This window comes from Arthrobacter sp. 05L428 (genome assembly GCF_056397665.1).
Map to the genome: position 1 here is coordinate 627,698 of NZ_JBFTNW010000001.1, position 16,485 is coordinate 644,182.

Genomic DNA, 16,485 nt, shown 5'->3' on the forward strand with positions numbered 1-16,485 from the left:
CTCAGCGCGGCACGGGCACGGAAGCGAGGATGCTGCCCAGCACGCCGTCGACGTGCACGCCGTCCATCTCCGCCTCGGGGCGCAGGGCCACCCGGTGCCGCAGGCAGGGCAGGGCGAGGGCCTTGACGTCGTCCGGGGTGACGAAGCGGCGGCCGGAGAGCCAGGCCCAGGCACGGGAGCCGTTCAGCAGGGCCGCGGCGCCGCGCGGCGAGACGCCCAGCTGGAACGACGGCGCGGAACGGGTGGCGCGGACGAGGTCGACGATGTAGGCCAGGACTTCGGGACCGATCTCGACGGCGGCCACGGCCTGCCGCGCCTGCTCCAGCTCGGCGGGACCCGCGACGGGGCGGACGCCGGCCGCGGCCAGGTTGCGCGGATCGAAGCCGGCCGCGTGCCGCCGGATCACCTCGATTTCATCCTCCCGGCCGGGCAGCGGCATGGTCAGTTTGAGCAGGAAGCGGTCCAGCTGCGCCTCCGGCAGCGGGTAGGTGCCCTCGTACTCCACCGGGTTTTGCGTGGCCGCCACGATGAAGGGCGCGGGAAGCTGGCGCGAGACGCCGTCAACCGACACCTGCCGCTCCTCCATGGCTTCCAGAAGCGAGGCCTGCGTCTTGGGCGGCGTCCGGTTGATCTCATCCGCGAGCAGGATGTTGGTGAAAACGGGGCCCTCGCGGAAGCTGAACTCCGAGGTGCGCGAATCGTAGATGAGCGAGCCGGTGACATCGCCGGGCATCAGGTCCGGGGTGAACTGGATCCGCTTGGTATCGAGGCTGAGGGCCGCGGAGAGGCTGCGCACCAGCAGGGTCTTGGCCACGCCAGGCACCCCTTCAATCAACACATGTCCCCGGGACAGTAGCGCAATCAGCATCCCGGTGACGGTGGCGTCCTGCCCGACGACGGCCTTGGCGACCTCCTGGCGCACATCCAGCAGGGCCTGGCGGACTGGGTCCGGGTCCCGGGCGTCCCGGTAGCCGCGGGTTCCCGCTGCCTGCTGCGGCGCCTGCTGCGCGGCGGGCCGTGGCGCGGGCCAGGGGGCGGCAGTGCTGGATCCGGCAGCGGCTGTTGCGGCCGGGCCGGTGGAGACGGTTGGCTGATCATTCATCGGGCGTGTACCTCTTTCTCTAGTCTTTCCAGCTGCTGGGCCCAGCGCACGAGCTCGGCTTCGGCCCGGGGCTCGGCGTCGAGGACAACGGCGACGCTTTCCGGAGTCCGGTCCAGGTGCCGGGCAGCCGCGTCGATGATGGCCGCGGCCCCGGCGTCCGGTCCCAGCCGGAGGGTCCTGGCCAGCCGCACCAGCGTGCCGGCCCGGAGGACGTCGGCGGCACGGTCCACGGCGCGGGCGTCATGGTAGAGGCGGGCCCGACCTTCAGCCGTCTCCACCGCTTTCACCACCACGGGGAGCGGTTCGAAGACCAGCGGGCCAAGCCTGCGGCCGCGCCAGAAGATTGCCAGCACCGCCACGAACGCCAGCCAGGGCCCCAGGACGTGGGTCCACGGCGCGGCCAGCTCATCGAGGGTCACCGGTTTCTTCGCCTCGGGCACATCGGCGATCCCGGGCAGGTACCAGACCAGCCGCTGCTCCGCCCCAAGGGTCCGCAGCACCAGAGCGGCGTTGCCTTGCTCGGCGAGGGCCCGGTTGCTGAGGATTTCGGTGCTGCCCAGGACCACGGTCCGGCCGTCCTCGCTGCCGGCGTAGAGGCCGCCCCCGCCGTCGCGCGGCGCGTAACAGACCACTTCTCCGTCGTAGAGGTAGCCATTCGCGGCCGAGACCGTGCCGGCGTCGACGGGGTCGGAAATAACGCAAGCCGGGGCTAGTACCTCGGTGCCGTCCCGCACCACGCCGGCCTGCACGATCCCGCCGCTGACGCCTTGCAGCGTGTTGAGCCGGGGTGTGATCACCACCAGACGGTCCGCCGCGCCGCCCAGGTACTGCAGCTGGTCGCGGCCGAGGTAGCCGTTGCGGTCGTAGAGCAGGACGGTGGTGCGCTCGCCGGCGCGTTTGGCGCTTTCAAGCGTCTGGATGGTCGACTCGAAAGAGTCCCGCTGCTCCACGACGACGCCATGGCGACCAAGGATTTCCGCGGCGGCGCGTGCTCCTTCAGGGGCGGGATTTCGGATGGACAGCTGGGTCCGATCTCCATGGGGTTGCAGCTGAAGCACCGCCGTGAGGACGAGGGCAGCGACAAAGACGACGCCGAGGATGGCCCAGGTGCGGTGCCGGCGGATCCAGCGCAGCGGCGCCGCTGTGCTCTTCACAGCGGCCTGACGAGCGCGTCCGAGCCGGTGCCCCGATAATCCGGGGTGGTGCCGGCCAGCGCCGCATCGAGCCGGACGAGCGCCGCGTGGTCCGGGGATCCGGCGTCCGCCCCGCCGTACCGGACGGCGTCAAAAGTGAGTGCCGCCTCCTCCAGTTCGCGGGCGTACGCTCCAAAGGCGCGGCCCAACCGGGCGGCGACCTCGCTGGCGGTCCGGCCGGGTTGCGGATCCAGTACGGTGCGCTCCTCCGCCGCGCGCACGAGGGCGCGAAACTGCTCGACGACGGCGGCGGACCAGTCCCCGTGCGCCGCGGCGGCGGAGGCCCGCTCGCGGTGCGCGTCAGGGCTTAGTGCCGCATCGGCGTCGAACACGTCCTGGGCGGCGGCCCGCCGGGCGTTGAGCCGCGGACGCACCACCACGACGGCGACAGCGATGACCACGGCGGCGATGACCAGCAGGAGCGGCACGGCATAGCCGCCGTCGGCGCCGGGGGTGCCGTCGCCGGACAGGGAGCGCAGCCAGCGACCGAACTCGGCAAGTGCCTTGTCCAGCCAACTGGGCTCGGCTTCGCGGTACGGTGCCTTCGCGAGCTCCTCCGCCGCCCAGCGGCGCGCTTCGTCCCGGTCGGGCAGCACCGGAGGTTCCGGCTGCAGCCGGGCCGACAGCACCGCCACCGCGCGCTCGGCGGCGAAGACGGGGGCCGCCGTCACCGCCGGACCGGGGGAGGACCGTAGGGAGGTTGCTGCCAGGTGGAGGTGTCCCCGCGGATGGCTGCGGTCCGTCCCGGGACCCCCTCCGGGTCACTGCCCGTCTCCAACTGCCGCAGCAGGGACAGATCGAGTCCGTCCTTGCGCATCCGCAGATCCAGATAGACCAGGGCAACGGTTGAGGTCTGGAAGGCGTAGCCCACGGCGGCCACCAGCGCGGTGACCGCGGTGCCGACGACGGCGACCAGGATCCGGACCACCTGGGGCCCACCCTCGCCGCCCTGGGAGAAGACGGTAAACCCGACGGCGTTGCCCAGGAGGCTGACCGGAATAAGGACAATCTGGGTGATAACCCCGACGAGCAGCCCCACCACCAGGGTGACGCCCAGGATGCGCCACCAGTTCCTGCCCGTGAGCTGCCAGGAACGGCGCAGCCCGGCGAAGGTGCCGATCTCCTCCACCACAATCGCCGCCGGCGCGACGAGGAACCGGATGCCGAGCCAGAGCAGCACAATCATCAGGCCGATGAACAGGAGCACCAAGGCAAGTACGGCGGCGCGCTCCATGGCCGCAACCAGGGCCATCGTTGCCACCACTGCGAGGACGACGACGGCGGCCGCGCCCAGGATCAGCAGGCCTGCGAGTCCCAGCAGGGCACCGGTCCGGGAACGGGAGAGCGTCCACATCTGGCGGAAGCCTGTCCGCCTGTTCAGCAGTGCCCGCGCCACGGGGACCGCCATGGCACCCTGCATGACCACCGAAATCAGCACGGTCAGGAGCGACAACAGCGCGCCGACGCCGGCCGCTGTGCCAAAGGCGAACGCCGTGGCTTGCGACGAACCCAGGTTGCCCGGCCAGGGTGCGCCTGATCCCCCGAAGAGGGCACCTGTCTGGGCCAGCGCGGAAGTGACAGACGTCAGGGCCTGGGCGATCACGCCCGCCCCCAGCATGGCCGCGGGATTCCGCCTGACGGTCCGGAATGCGCCGTCGAGGATTTCGCCGAACATCAAGGGCCGCAGCGGCACAATGCCGGGCTTGGGCGGCGCGACGTAACGCGGCTGGCCGTAAGGGGAGGGGACGTAGGGGCCGGAAAAGCGGGGGCCGGGCTGGGGAGCGCCCCACTGCGGCTGCTGGCCCCACTGCGGGGTGGTGCCCCATGCGGGTTGTTGGGCCGGCGGCTGCTGGTGGCCCCACTGCGGGGTGGTGCCCCATGCGGGTTGTTGGGCCGGCGGCTGCTGCCCCCATTGCGGCTGGCCGCCCCACTGCTGCGGTTCGCTAGGTTCCTGCTCAGACAAGCTTTTCCTCCCCAAGAAAATTGCCCACCGGATGCACGCGGCCGGGAACCGGTTGGCGTGCCGCCCGCGTGCCCCGGCGTAAGTCCGGGCCAGGCTTGCCCCCAGCCTATAGTTTCGACGGCCGGCCGCAAGCATTCGGGCCAAGTCGCGGCACCAAGTTAGCGGCGGGACCACCCCGGGTGCCGCAGCATGTGCAATCGCCCGCGCCATGCCGGGGACTGCCCGAATACGACAAAGCCATTTCAATAGGGGAATATATAACCTATGAAGGCACGGATTTTGGTAGTGGACGATGACGAGGCGCTGGCCGAGATGATCGGTATTGTGCTGCGCAACGACGGCTTCGACCCCGTCTTCTGCGCGGACGGTGGACAGGCCCTGGAGGTTTTCCGCTCATCCAAGCCGGACCTGGTGCTGCTGGACCTGATGCTTCCCGGCATTGACGGCATCGAAGTGTGCCGCCAGATCCGCGGCGAGTCTGATGTGCCGATCGTCATGCTGACGGCCAAATCCGACACCTCGGACGTGGTCCGCGGGCTCGAGTCCGGCGCCGACGACTACGTTCCCAAACCTTTCAAGCCCGCCGAACTCGTGGCCCGGGTGCGCGCCCGGCTCCGTCCCGGCGACCAGAAGGCCCCGGAGACGCTGCGCATCGCGGACGTCACGATTGACGTCGCCGGCCACGTGGTCAGCCGCAACAGCGAGCGGATCTCGTTGACCCCGCTGGAATTCGACCTGCTGGTCGCACTGGCGCGCAAGCCCTGGCAGGTTTTCACCCGGGAGCTGCTGCTCGAGCAGGTCTGGGGCTACCGCCACGCGGCGGACACCCGCCTGGTCAACGTCCACGTCCAGCGGCTGCGCTCGAAGATCGAACGCGATCCGGAAGCCCCTGAAGTTGTATTGACGGTCCGTGGTGTCGGCTACAAAGCAGGTTCCTGAGCCGGCGGACGGCCCGCCGGGGACCGCCCCGGAGACCGCTGCCCGGCTCGAGCTCCCGGAGACTGCCGCCCCGTCGCACGGCCAGCCTGATGCTGCCGCGACCGAGGCCGCTGCCCCCGAGGGCCAGACGGCGCCGTCGTCGTCCCGTGGACAGACCCCGCTTTTCAGGGCCCGGATCTGGAGCCGTCGGGCCCGGATTGTCACCGCCCGCGTTGCCCGGTTGGTCCGCACCGGTGCGTCCCGCATCCTGCCGGCAACCAGGTACCTGTTGCGTGCCGTGCACCGGCGCTGGCGGCGGTCCCTGCAGTTCCGCACCGTGCTCACCACCCTCATGCTCGCGATCGGTTCCTTCGCCGTCGTCGGCGCGTATCTCTCCAACCAGATCGCCAACAACCTTTTCCAGGAGCGGCTGGCCCAGGCGGAGTCGGAGACCCGCTACAACGTCAAGCAGGTCCAGGACACGTTCGACGGCGCGCAGGTCACCGACCAGTCCAGCGTTATCACCCTCGTCTACGACACCCTGAACGCCGTCGAAGGCCGCGGCTCGGTGATCCAGCGGCGCTACGTCTTCGAGGCCATGCCCGAACAGACCAAGCCGCGCAACCGGTGGGTCGAGTCGCGCGCGTCCGACCAGCTCACGATCAGTGTGATCCCGCCCGAGCTGCGCAAGGCGGTCCAGGACTCCGGCAAAGACCAGTTCTGGGCCTCCACGGAATTCCCGGTGGGAACCGAGGATCGCCCCGGGATCGCGGTTGGCAACAAGGTGACGTTCAACGGCACGGTCTACGAGCTCTACCTGATCTACGACCTCAACACGGCGCAAAAGACCCTGGACGAAATCCAGAACGTCCTGCTGGCCGGTGCCGCCGCCCTGGCCCTCATGATCGGCGCCGTGGCCTGGTACGTCACCCGCAACGTGGTCAGCCCGGTCAGCCACGCTGCCGTTGTCTCCGAAAAGTTGGCCGCCGGCCAGTTGCAGGAGCGCATGGTGGTCAAGGGCGAAGACGAAGTCGCCCGGCTGGGCGCTTCCTTCAACCACATGGCCGCCAGCCTGCAGGAGCAGATCACCCAGCTGGCCACCCTGTCCCAAATGCAGCAGCGGTTTGTCTCGGACGTCTCGCACGAGCTCCGCACCCCGCTGACCACGGTCCGGATGGCGGCGGAGGTGCTCTACGACGCCCGTGAGGACTTCGACCCGATCAACAAGCGGTCCGCGGAGCTGCTCTACAACCAGGTGGAGCGCTTCCAGTCGCTGCTGGCCGACCTGCTGGAAATCTCCCGGTTCGACGCCGGCGTGGCCATGCTCGACGCCGAACCGTCCGACATCGTCCAGCTCGTCTCGCACGTGATCGAGGGGGTGGCCCCGGTGGCGGCCGAATACGGCTCGGAGGTGACGCTGAATGCCCCCGCAGGCAGCATCATCGTCGAGATGGATGACCGGCGGATCGACCGGATCCTGCGGAACCTGGTTCTGAATGCGCTGGAGCACGGCGAGGGCCGGCCCGTGAACATCTCCGTGGCGGCAAACGATACCGCGGTGGCCGTCGCCGTCCGGGACCATGGAATCGGCATGACCGCCGCGGAGGCCGCGCGCGTGTTCGACCGTTTCTGGCGCGCCGACCCGGCCCGCGCCCGTACCACGGGCGGCAGCGGCCTGGGTCTGTCCATCGCGACCGAGGACACCAAGCTGCACAACGGCTGGCTGCAGGCCTGGGGCGACAAGGGGAGAGGCTCCAACTTCCGCCTGACCCTGCCGCTGCGCCAGGGCGAAACGATCACCCGATCACCGCTCCAGCTGGAACCCGCCGACGTCGGGCCCGCCGGCGTCGTGCGTGAACGGACGATGCTGCTGCTGGAGACGGCCGTCAGGGAGCCCCGTCCGGCCCCGTCCGGCCCCGACACAACGAAGGAGCAGCCATGAGAGGTGCCGGGAAACTCACCAGGCTCGCCGTGGCCCTGCTGGCGCTGGTGCTGCTTCTTCTGACCTCGTGCGCGCAGATTCCGCGCTCCGGCCCGGTAGGAAAGAGCACGGACGAGAGCGCGGGAAAGCCCAACAACGCACCGGTCTTCTTCCCCGTGGCTCCGCGGGCGGGGGCGGGCCCGGAGGCAATGATCGAGGACTTCTACCTCGCGGGCAGCGGCTACGAGGACGACTATGCCGTGGCCCGGCAGTACCTCACCCAGGCCTCCTCGGTGAAGTGGAAGCCGGACCAGCGGGTGCTGGTCTTCCGTTCCGCCCGCGTGGTGCGCACCGCCGTCGAAAATGTCTTCAACTACGAACTGGACCTGGCGTATTCGGTCGACGCCGACGGGATCGCCACGCCGTTGCCGGAAGGTTCCAAGGAAAGCATTCCCGCAACGCTGACCAAGGTCGACGGCGAGTGGAGGATCTCGGAAATCCCTGATGGCACCGCCATCCCCGAGCAGACGTTCAAGGTCATCTACGGCGCCTACCCCATCTACTTCTACGACCCCACCTTCACCTACGCGGTGCCGGACATGCGCTGGTTCATCAAGAAGAAGACCGTCAAGGCCATGACCAGCGCCCTGCTCGGCGGCCCGGCCCCTTACCTCAAGGGCGCCGTCGTAAGCGCGTTCCCTTCGGGCATGAAGCTGGCGCGCGAGTCGGTGCCGGTGGTCTCCGGCGCCGCGCAGGTGGACCTCACGGCTAAGGAGCTCGTGGACGCTTCCAACGAGGACCGGCTGCGCATGCAGACCCAGCTGGCGCTGACCTTCCGCAGCCAGCCCGACGTGATCAACGTGGAGCTGCGGGCGAACCAGGACCTTGTCCGGGTCGAAGACGACGGCTCCGTGCTGCCGCCGGTGCGGGACAAGGACGTTCCCGCCCACCAGATCGCCGTCAGCAACAACGACCTGGTCCGCTATGAGAACAACAAGCTGGGTCCGCTGCCGGACATCCAGTCCGTCCGGGCGCTGGCGCCGCGTGTGCCCGCCGAATCGCCGGTGTCCCAGGCAGCGGCGTTCCTCAACGCCGGCCGCACCACGCTGTATTCAATCCTGCCGGGCCAGCCGGCGCGCGCCCTCACCACGCGGGCAGGCCTGTCGCGGCCGTCCTTCGACCGCTACGACTGGGTCTGGACCGCCGGGCCCGGCAGCAACGGGGCCACCGAGGTTCTCGCCTACCATCCTGCCGGGACCGCGCCGGGAGCGAACGTGCCTGCCGTGACCATGACCCCGCCCTGGCTCGCCGGACGGAGCATCAAGGAGTTCAGGGTCTCGCGCGAAGGAACCCGTGCACTCGTCATCTCGGAGTTGAACGGCAAAACCAGCGTCCAGATCACCGGAATCATCCGTAACGGCGACGGCACCCCGAGGGACCTCACCGCGCCGATCACACTCCTGTCAGCCCGTGCCCCCGACCGGGGCGTCTGGGTCAACGACACGACCGTCGCCGTGATGAAGAGCTCGGCGAACGACAACGTCACGCCCGAGCTGCTGTCCCTTACCTCCGGGGCGCCGCAGCTGCTGGCACCTTGGCCGGGGCTAACCGCGCTCAGCGCCGGCAACGGACCGACGGAGATCTACGGCCAATCCACGGAGGGCATCTTCCAGCGGCTCGGTAACGGCTGGTCGCCGCAGGTCAAGGGCGCCATCGACCCCTCCTACCCGGGCTGACCGGGAGGGGCCGGGCTGACCGGGAGGGGCCGGGCGGCGCCCGGACAGATGTCCACATAGCAGCCGGGAGGGCTTCCGCGGCGGACCGGCGGCGCCCAGCCTTGAAGGGTGAACAAACGCCGGCATCGCACCAGAAACAGCACCGGAAACAGCACCAGAATCCGCGCTGTCGACCCGGACCTTGCCCCGGTACCCCCGGCAGCGAAACACCGTGGTGGCTACCGACGCTGGACGGAGCGCATCGCGGACCGTGCCGCCACAGCTGCCGCGGAGTTACTGGCGCTGGCAGCGCCGGTGGAATGCGTCTGCTGCGGCGCGGAGGACCGGACGTTGTGCGCCGGCTGCGCGCATCGTGTCAGCCAGCTGACGCGGCGGCCGTTCCGGGCGGAAGGGCGGGCCCCTGCCCTCGTGGACATGGACGGCTCGGTCCTGCTGCCGGTCGTGGCAGCCGGGGTCTACCGGGGCGAGCTGGCCCAGTGCCTGCTGTCCTTCAAGAGGCACGGCCAGCGTCAGCTGGCCGAGGAACTGGCCAAGGCCCTCGTCAAAGCCATCGGCGCCGCGGCCGGCCGGGCGGAAGGAATCCTGCTGGTGCCCGTGCCTACCAGCGGTGTCGCGTTTCGACGCCGGGGCTTCAGCCCGGTCCACCTCCTGCTTGCGCGGGCCCGGCGTATCCCCGCCCTGGCCGGAGCCGACGTCGCCGACGTGCTGCGCCAGGCGCGGCCCACCCTAAACGGTCCCCGGGGCCGACCCGGGCTGGCGGCCGGCTCGCCCGGCGGGCAGAAGGGATTGGGCCGCGCGGCCCGGACCCGGCGGGTACGCGGTTCGATGCGGATCAAGGGCGGACTCCGCCGGCCGGAGCTGAACGGTCGGCCCTGCATCGTCGTGGACGACGTGCTGACCACCGGCGCCACGCTGGCGGAAGCGGCCCGCGCGCTGCACGCCGCGGGAGGGCTGGTCCGCGGCGCAGTGGTGCTCGCGGCGACACGCCCGCCCGCCCGGTACAACTTTGCCGCGGCAATCCCCGGGCTGGCGGGGAACCCCGGCGATGAGGAAAAAAATAAACCAAAAAAAGATGAATAACAGGGGTCCATGAACTAACGTCGAACATGGGTACCAAGAACAGATGTACCTGTCGATAGCGGCTCGGAAAGGGGCTCGACTGTCAGTCAGATCAGCCCCGGGAAGTGCCGCCGTCGTGTCACCGAAGTCATTTGGAGGGCACCATGGAGTTCATGATCAGCGGTCGTAATTTGACGGTCTCGGACCGGTTCCGCGAATACGCCGACGAAAAGATCTCGAAGATCGCATCACTGGGGGACAAGGTCCAGAGGGTGGACGCCAAGGTTACCAAGGAGACCAAGGCCCGGCAGACCGCAGAACTGCTCACTGTCGAGCTGACCGTCCTGGGCCGAGGGCCCGTGATCCGTGCCGAAGCCAGCGCCGCAGACAAATTTGCCGCGTTCGACCTGGCCTACAACAAGCTTCTTGAACGGTTGCGCCGTGCCAAGGACCGCAAGAAGGTCCACCACGGCCGGCACACTCCGAAGTCCGTCACCGAGGCGACGGCAACCCTGGAACCTGCCAGCACCAGCGAGCCCATCTACGAGGAAGCGAGCCATCCGCCGCAGCCCCGGTCCGCCGAGAAGTCGCCGTACGAGGTGGAAAACGATATTCCTGCCGGCGACTCGCCCGTGCTGATCCGCCGCAAGGTCTTCCCCGCGGCGTCCCTGTCGCTCGACGACGCCGTCGACAACATGGAACTCGTAGGCCACGACTTCTACCTGTTCGTGGACAAGGAGACGAAGGCCCCGTCGGTCGTCTACCGCCGTGAAGGCTGGACCTACGGCGTGATCAGCCTGGACCAGACCTGCGAACCGGGCGAGGCTCCGCTGGAAGAAAAGATCATCGCTTATCGTTCAGAGGATGAGCCCGCCAGCGCCTGAGCTGGTGACCATCCGACGAAGGGACTGATGTGCACGCATCGCTGAGCCTCAAGCAGGCACGGCGGATCGCATTGGCAGCCCAGGGATTGGACAAGGTCCGGCCCGCCGCACCCGTGAGCGCACGGGCGGTGGGCCGTACCTTTGCCCGTCTCCACCTGGTCCAGATTGATTCCGTCAACGTGCTCTCGCGGAGCCACTACCTGCCGTTCTTCTCCCGGCTCGGGAACTACGACCGCACCATCCTGCACCGCATGGCGGGGACACACCCGCGACGGATGATGGAGTACTGGGCCCACGAGGCCAGTTTCATCCGGCCCGAGCATTTCCAGGATCTCGTGCTGTGGCAGAACCGAAAATGGGTCGGCGCGCATGCCATGGATCCGGAGCTGCGCAGCGAGGTGGCAGGGCGGGTACTGGAGGCGCTGGCCGCGGGCCGGCCGCTGACCGCCGCCGAACTCACGGCCAGGCTGGGCCACGTCGAGGACCGGCCCAAGGACAACTGGGGATGGAACTGGAACGCGGTCAAACGGGTCCTCGAGCACCTCTTTGAGGAGGGCCTGGTCTCGGCCGCGTCCCGGACCGAGTCCTTCGAACGCCGCTATACGCTGACCTCGAGGGTCCTGGCCGGCAGCGTCCCGGCCGCGCCGGCACCACCCGCCGCGGGCCGGGAGCCGGATGCCGCGGCCGCCATGATCCGGCTGATCGACGCCGCAGCCCAGGCGCACGGGATCGGCACCGTGCGGTGCTTCGCGGACTATTTCAGGACCCCGTTGCGCGCCGCCGCCGTTGCGGTGGAACACCTCGTGGACGCCGGGCGGCTGGAGCCCGTGACGGTGGCCGGGTGGAACAGGCCGCTGTACCGGCACGCCGACGCCGGGTTGCCCCGCGCCGCCAACGGCCGCGCGTTGCTGAGCCCCTTCGATTCGTTGGTCTTTGAACGCCGCAGGCTGGAGGAACTGTTCGGCTTCCATTACCGGATCGAGATCTACACCCCCGAGGCCAAACGCCGCTACGGCTACTACGTGCTGCCCTTCCTGCTGCGCGACGGAATCGTGGCCCGCGTGGACCTGAAGGCGGACCGGGCGACCGGCAGCCTGCTCGCCCGGGCCAGCCACGCCGAGCCCGGCGCGCCGGCCGACACCGCCGTCGAACTCGCCGAGGAACTGCAGCTCATGGCAGAGTGGTTGGAGCTGGACCGGGTCGTTGTCGCCCCCGGGGGGGACCTGGCGCCGGCGCTCGGGCAGGCCGTGGCAGGCCTGCATCCGCTCTGAGGGAACAGGCGCGTCCCGCCCTGCGTCTCTCCCGTAGACTAAACACGCCGGAATTCGGCAGCTTGAGACTGGGAGCAATTTCACGTGGCATCACTAATCGAAAAACTTCTCCGCACGGGTGACAAAAAGACCCTGCGGCAACTGCGGAACTATGCCGATTCCATTAACGCCCTGGAAAGCTCCTTCAAGACCTTCACCGACGCCGAACTGCGCGAAGAGACCGACCGTCTCCGCGCCCGCCACGGCGACGGGGAGAAGCTCGACGACCTGCTGCCGGAGGCCTTCGCCGCCGTCCGCGAGGCATCCTCGCGGACCCTGGGGATGCGCCACTTCGACGTCCAGCTGATGGGCGGCGCCGCCCTGCACCTGGGCAACATCGCCGAAATGAAGACCGGTGAAGGCAAGACCCTGGTGGCCACCGCTCCGGCCTACCTCAATGCCCTCACCGGCAAGGGTGTCCACGTCATCACCGTCAACGACTACCTCGCCGAGTACCAGTCGGACCTGATGGGCCGCGTGTACCGCTTCCTCGGCCTGAGCAGCGGCTGCATCCTCTCCAACCAGGACCCCGCCGTCCGCCGCGAGCAGTACGCCTCCGACATCACCTACGGCACCAACAACGAATTCGGCTTCGACTACCTGCGCGACAACATGGCGTGGGACAAGTCCGAACTGGTCCAGCGCGGCCACAACTTCGCCATCGTCGACGAAGTGGACTCCATCCTCATCGATGAGGCCCGCACCCCGCTCATCATTTCCGGACCGGCCCAGGGCGACACCAATCGCTGGTACAGCGAGTTCGCGAAGGTGGTGCTGCGCCTCCAGCCCGAGACCGACTACGAGGTCGATGAAAAGAAGCGCACCGTCGGCGTCCTCGAGGCCGGCATCGAGAAGGTCGAGGATTACCTCGGCATCCACAACCTCTACGAGTCCGCGAACACCCCGCTGATCGGTTTCCTGAACAACGCCATCAAGGCGAAGGAACTGTTCAAGCGGGACAAGGACTACGTCATCCTCGACGGCGAAGTGCTGATCGTGGACGAGCACACCGGCCGCATCCTCGCCGGCCGGCGCTACAACGAGGGCATGCACCAGGCGATCGAAGCCAAAGAAGGCGTCGAGATCAAGGCCGAAAACCAGACCCTCGCAACGGTCACGCTGCAGAACTACTTCCGCATGTACGACAAGCTCGCGGGCATGACGGGTACCGCCGAAACCGAAGCCGCCGAGTTCATGAGCACCTACAAGCTCGGCGTTGTCGCGATCCCCACCAACCGGGACATGCAGCGCATCGACCAGCCGGACCTCGTCTACAAGAACGAGACCGTGAAGTTCGACGCCGTGGTCAAGGACATCGCCGAGCGGCACGAAAAGGGCCAGCCGGTCCTGGTCGGCACCACCAGCGTCGAAAAGAGCGAATACCTCTCCCGGCTGCTGGCCAAGGAAGGCATCCGCCACGAGGTCCTGAACGCCAAGAACCACGCCCGGGAAGCGTCCATCGTGGCGCAGGCCGGCCGCAAGGGCGCCGTGACGGTCGCGACCAACATGGCCGGACGTGGTACCGACATCATGCTCGGCGGCAACGCCGAGTTCACCGCCGTCGCCGAACTCGCCCAGCGCGGGCTCGATCCGGAAGAGAACTCCGAGGAATACGAGGCCGCCTGGCCCGCCGCGTTCGAGGCCGCCAAGCAGTCGGTCAAGGACGAGCACGAGGAAGTCCTCAACCTCGGCGGACTCTACGTGCTCGGCACCGAGCGGCACGAGTCCCGCCGGATCGACAACCAGCTGCGCGGCCGGTCCGGGCGCCAGGGCGACCCCGGCGAGTCCCGGTTCTACCTGTCGCTGACCGATGACCTGATGCGGCTGTTCAACTCCGGCGCGGCCGAACGACTGATGAACAGCTCGGTGCCGGACGACGTTGCCCTCGAATCAAAGCTCGTCTCGCGTGCCATCGCCTCGGCCCAGGGCCAGGTGGAAGGCCGCAACGCCGAACAGCGCAAGAACGTCCTGAAGTACGACGACGTCCTGAACCGCCAGCGCGAGGCAATCTACGGCGACCGCCGTCGCATCCTGGAAGGCGATGACCTGCACGAAAAGGTCCAGTACTTCCTCGAGGACACGATCACCGCGTTCATCGATGAAGCAACCGCCGAAGGTACCGGCGACGACTGGGACTTCAACCTGCTCTGGTCCAACCTGAAGACCCTGTACCCGGTCAGCTTCTCGCCGCGGGACGTGATTGACGAGGCCGGCGGCAAGTCGCGGATTACGGTGGAGTTCCTGAAGGAAGAGATCCTCTCCGATGCGCGTCTGGTTTACCAGGCCCGCGAAGAGCTGATCGGTTCGGAAAGCATGCGTGAGCTGGAGCGCCGCGTGGTGCTCTCCGTGATCGGCCGCAAGTGGCAGGAACACCTGTACGAGATGGATTACCTCAAGGAAGGCATCGGCCTGCGGGCGATGGCCCAGCGCGATCCGCTGGTCGAGTACCAGCGCGAGGGCTTCATCATGTTCCAGGCCATGATGGAGGCCATCCGCGAGGAGAGCGTCGGCTTCCTGTTCAACCTGGAGGTCGAGGTGACCCCGGCGGAGGACGTCGTGGTGGCCGACGCCGCGGGCCAGCACACGGAGCACCACGAGCCGCAGATCCACGCTGCCGGCCTGGAAGCGCCGGAGAAGCCGGCCCAGTTGCAGTACACGGCGCCGGGCGAGGACGGCGCGGCCCAGACCCGGGTCGAGGCGAAGTCCTCCGGCCGTTCCGGCAACCCGGCGAAGGCCGCGGCCCAGGAGTCGCCGCGGCGCGCCAGCAAGAAGAAGCGCCGCTAGGCCTCAGCCGCAAGGACTAGAGCGCACAAGCAGGGCCGGAACGACAGTTCCGGCCCTGCTTCATTTAAGTTGACCTCCTTTCCCTGGGTCCTGGCGCGGATCCTCAGCCGATCTCCAGAACGGTGACCCGCCAGACCAGCCTGCTGCGCTCCAACCGCAGGGCGACGGCGCGGACGCGCAGTTCGTCGGACACGACGGCGCTGGCCTCATAGACGTCCTCGGACACCCGGCAGGCGCGGACCGAGCGGACGGACGGATTCCGGTGCAGCCGGCCCGCCGTCGGCGAGGTGCCCGAAGCCACGCGGCGGGTCAGCGCGGCCCGGTGCTGCAGCGCCGCCAGGCAGCGCTCGTCGAGCCGGCGGGCCAGCTGCTGTGCGGGGCGGGTACCGGCAAGGACCTCGATGGCGGCCTGCACGGTCGAGCGGCAAATCGCACACACCTCGCGGTCCTGGTCCACCAACCGCAGGACCGGTGCCGTACCGGCTGGCACAGGCGGGCGGGGAGCGTGCAGCGGGACGGGGCGGGGACCCGGCGGCGCCACCGGGAGGGGGACAGCGGTGCCTGCGCGGATACCGGTCATGGGACTCATGGGACTTCCTTTGCTGTCGTGGAGGGATTGCGGGTTGGCTTGGTTTAGCGTGCGGGCGGCATCCGAAGGACCTGACCGGGAAGCAGCAGCCCGGGGTCGCTGCCGATGACATCGCGGTTGGCCTGGTAGAGCCGCGGCCACGCCAGGGCGATGTCGACGTCGGACGCCAGCGGTCCGAGGTCCGCCGCGCAGATGCTCCACAACGAGTCTCCGGCCCGGACGGTGACCGCCGCCGTGCCCGCCGGCTCCGGGGCGCGCCGCGGGGAGGGCGCCAAGGACCGGGGATCCACCGGCGGCGGCGCCGGCATCCAGTGAGGATCCAGGCCGAGGCTCCGGGGCATAGCGGAGGGGACAGGAGGCTCAGGCTCCGGCGCAGGAGAACGGGCCGGAGGGGGAGCGGCGGATCCGGACGCGAAAGCGGCCAGCTCGGCCCCGCTGGGGATCCATGCGGCGGAAACGGCGGGAGGGGCGGTCGTCTCCGGGCCGGCCGGGGCAGGGTTTGCGTGGGCCAGCGGGGCGGTGGCGAGTTGGAGCCCGAGGGCGGCCAGCGCCAGCCGGCGCATGAAGGCGGGACTGAACTTCCCCGCCGCTTCGGCGGAACGGCGGCTGCCCTCGCGTTCGAGGAGCGCCGCCACGAAGGCGATCAGGAAGGACAACGCCCACCAGACGACGACGATCAGCCCGGCGGTGTTGGCGGCAACCCCGATCTGGTCCTCGAAGGAGGGGGATTGACGCCTCGCCGCCGATGAATGCAGGCGCTGGGCGAGCCGGGCTCCCGAGCCGGCGAGGAAGGCCCCAAGCAGGAGGATGACGAGGGCCATGGCCGCGTCCGCGCCCAGCCCGCGCCGGCGGCCCGCGCCGGAAAAATTTCTTGGGTCCACAACCGCCTCCTCTGCGGGCCGAGCCGCTGTCCTGCCCGCTTGGCCGGTTCGCTGAATGCGTCCGGGAGGGCTTCTGTAGCTGTTTGATGCGATTTGATGCTCTTGGAGTGAGTTTGATGCCCAAAGAAGCTGTTTGTCTAGAGGG

General features: G+C 68.9%; 13 protein-coding genes. 7 read left to right on the forward strand and 6 right to left on the reverse strand.

Going from position 1 to position 16,485, the window contains the following annotated elements; genetic code table 11:
- Nucleotide 1: 1 nt before the first annotated feature.
- Genes AC1DH3_RS02990 through AC1DH3_RS03005 form a run of 4 tightly spaced genes read right to left on the reverse strand, consistent with a single transcriptional unit; the run spans nt 2 to nt 4,258 of the window.
- Nucleotides 2-1,102, reverse strand: coding sequence for an AAA family ATPase (locus AC1DH3_RS02990; RefSeq protein ID WP_476908549.1), 1,101 nt, complete (start codon nt 1,100-1,102; stop codon nt 2-4).
- Nucleotides 1,099-2,256 (reverse strand): DUF4350 domain-containing protein, encoded by a 1,158-nt coding sequence (locus AC1DH3_RS02995; protein ID WP_476908550.1) that lies wholly within the window; start codon nt 2,254-2,256, stop codon nt 1,099-1,101. Before AC1DH3_RS02995 ends, AC1DH3_RS02990 begins: the two co-directional genes overlap by 4 nt.
- Nucleotides 2,253-2,966 (reverse strand): DUF4129 domain-containing protein, encoded by a 714-nt coding sequence (locus AC1DH3_RS03000; RefSeq protein ID WP_476908551.1) that lies wholly within the window; start codon nt 2,964-2,966, stop codon nt 2,253-2,255. The genes AC1DH3_RS02995 and AC1DH3_RS03000 overlap by 4 nt, the downstream gene beginning before the upstream one ends.
- Nucleotides 2,963-4,258 (reverse strand): DUF7847 domain-containing protein, encoded by a 1,296-nt coding sequence (locus AC1DH3_RS03005; protein ID WP_476908552.1) that lies wholly within the window; start codon nt 4,256-4,258, stop codon nt 2,963-2,965. Before AC1DH3_RS03005 ends, AC1DH3_RS03000 begins: the two co-directional genes overlap by 4 nt.
- A gap of 264 nt (nt 4,259-4,522) precedes the next feature.
- On the opposite strand from AC1DH3_RS03005, the gene mtrA reads away from it, so the two are divergent.
- The 7 genes from mtrA (at nt 4,523) to secA (ending at nt 14,870) form a co-directional block, all read left to right on the forward strand.
- Nucleotides 4,523-5,197: an MtrAB system response regulator MtrA gene (gene mtrA, locus AC1DH3_RS03010; RefSeq protein WP_175321836.1), complete on the forward strand. Its 675-nt coding sequence runs from the start codon at nt 4,523-4,525 to the stop codon at nt 5,195-5,197.
- Between the two features lie 175 nt (nt 5,198-5,372).
- Nucleotides 5,373-7,118 (forward strand): MtrAB system histidine kinase MtrB, encoded by a 1,746-nt coding sequence (mtrB, locus tag AC1DH3_RS03015; protein ID WP_476892302.1) that lies wholly within the window; start codon nt 5,373-5,375, stop codon nt 7,116-7,118.
- Complete coding sequence (locus AC1DH3_RS03020; RefSeq protein ID WP_476908553.1) at nt 7,115-8,833, forward strand: LpqB family beta-propeller domain-containing protein; 1,719 nt, start codon at nt 7,115-7,117, stop codon at nt 8,831-8,833. Before mtrB ends, AC1DH3_RS03020 begins: the two co-directional genes overlap by 4 nt.
- Before the next feature lie 414 nt (nt 8,834-9,247).
- Nucleotides 9,248-9,913, forward strand: a complete 666-nt coding sequence (locus AC1DH3_RS03025) for a ComF family protein (RefSeq protein ID WP_476908554.1) — start codon at nt 9,248-9,250, stop codon at nt 9,911-9,913.
- Between the two features lie 143 nt (nt 9,914-10,056).
- Nucleotides 10,057-10,776, forward strand: coding sequence for a ribosome hibernation-promoting factor, HPF/YfiA family (gene hpf, locus AC1DH3_RS03030; protein ID WP_441417258.1), 720 nt, complete (start codon nt 10,057-10,059; stop codon nt 10,774-10,776).
- 29 nt (nt 10,777-10,805) lie between these two features.
- A complete protein-coding gene (locus AC1DH3_RS03035; RefSeq protein ID WP_476908555.1) occupies nt 10,806-12,047 on the forward strand; it encodes a winged helix-turn-helix domain-containing protein in 1,242 nt (413 codons plus the stop codon).
- An 84-nt stretch (nt 12,048-12,131) separates the two neighbouring features.
- Nucleotides 12,132-14,870 (forward strand): preprotein translocase subunit SecA, encoded by a 2,739-nt coding sequence (gene secA, locus AC1DH3_RS03040; RefSeq protein WP_441417260.1) that lies wholly within the window; start codon nt 12,132-12,134, stop codon nt 14,868-14,870.
- Between the two features lie 103 nt (nt 14,871-14,973).
- On the opposite strand, the gene AC1DH3_RS03045 is transcribed toward secA, so the two are convergent.
- Together AC1DH3_RS03045 and AC1DH3_RS03050 are read right to left on the reverse strand one after the other, a co-directional pair.
- Nucleotides 14,974-15,459 (reverse strand): Rv3235 family protein, encoded by a 486-nt coding sequence (locus AC1DH3_RS03045; protein WP_476892243.1) that lies wholly within the window; start codon nt 15,457-15,459, stop codon nt 14,974-14,976.
- A gap of 44 nt (nt 15,460-15,503) precedes the next feature.
- Nucleotides 15,504-16,340, reverse strand: a complete 837-nt coding sequence (locus AC1DH3_RS03050) for a LysM peptidoglycan-binding domain-containing protein (protein ID WP_441417262.1) — start codon at nt 16,338-16,340, stop codon at nt 15,504-15,506.
- Between the last annotated feature and the right edge of the window lie 145 nt (nt 16,341-16,485).

Coding starts and splice junctions, on each gene's coding strand:
- AC1DH3_RS03020 (WP_476908553.1), top strand. CDS start 7,115: ATGAGAGGTGCCGGGAAACTCACCAGGCTCGCCGTGGCCCTGCTGGCG.
- hpf (WP_441417258.1), top strand. CDS start 10,057: ATGGAGTTCATGATCAGCGGTCGTAATTTGACGGTCTCGGACCGGTTC.
- mtrA (WP_175321836.1), top strand. CDS start 4,523: ATGAAGGCACGGATTTTGGTAGTGGACGATGACGAGGCGCTGGCCGAG.
- AC1DH3_RS03025 (WP_476908554.1), top strand. CDS start 9,248: ATGGACGGCTCGGTCCTGCTGCCGGTCGTGGCAGCCGGGGTCTACCGG.
- AC1DH3_RS03045 (WP_476892243.1), bottom strand. CDS start 15,459: ATGAGTCCCATGACCGGTATCCGCGCAGGCACCGCTGTCCCCCTCCCG.
- AC1DH3_RS02990 (WP_476908549.1), bottom strand. CDS start 1,102: ATGAATGATCAGCCAACCGTCTCCACCGGCCCGGCCGCAACAGCCGCT.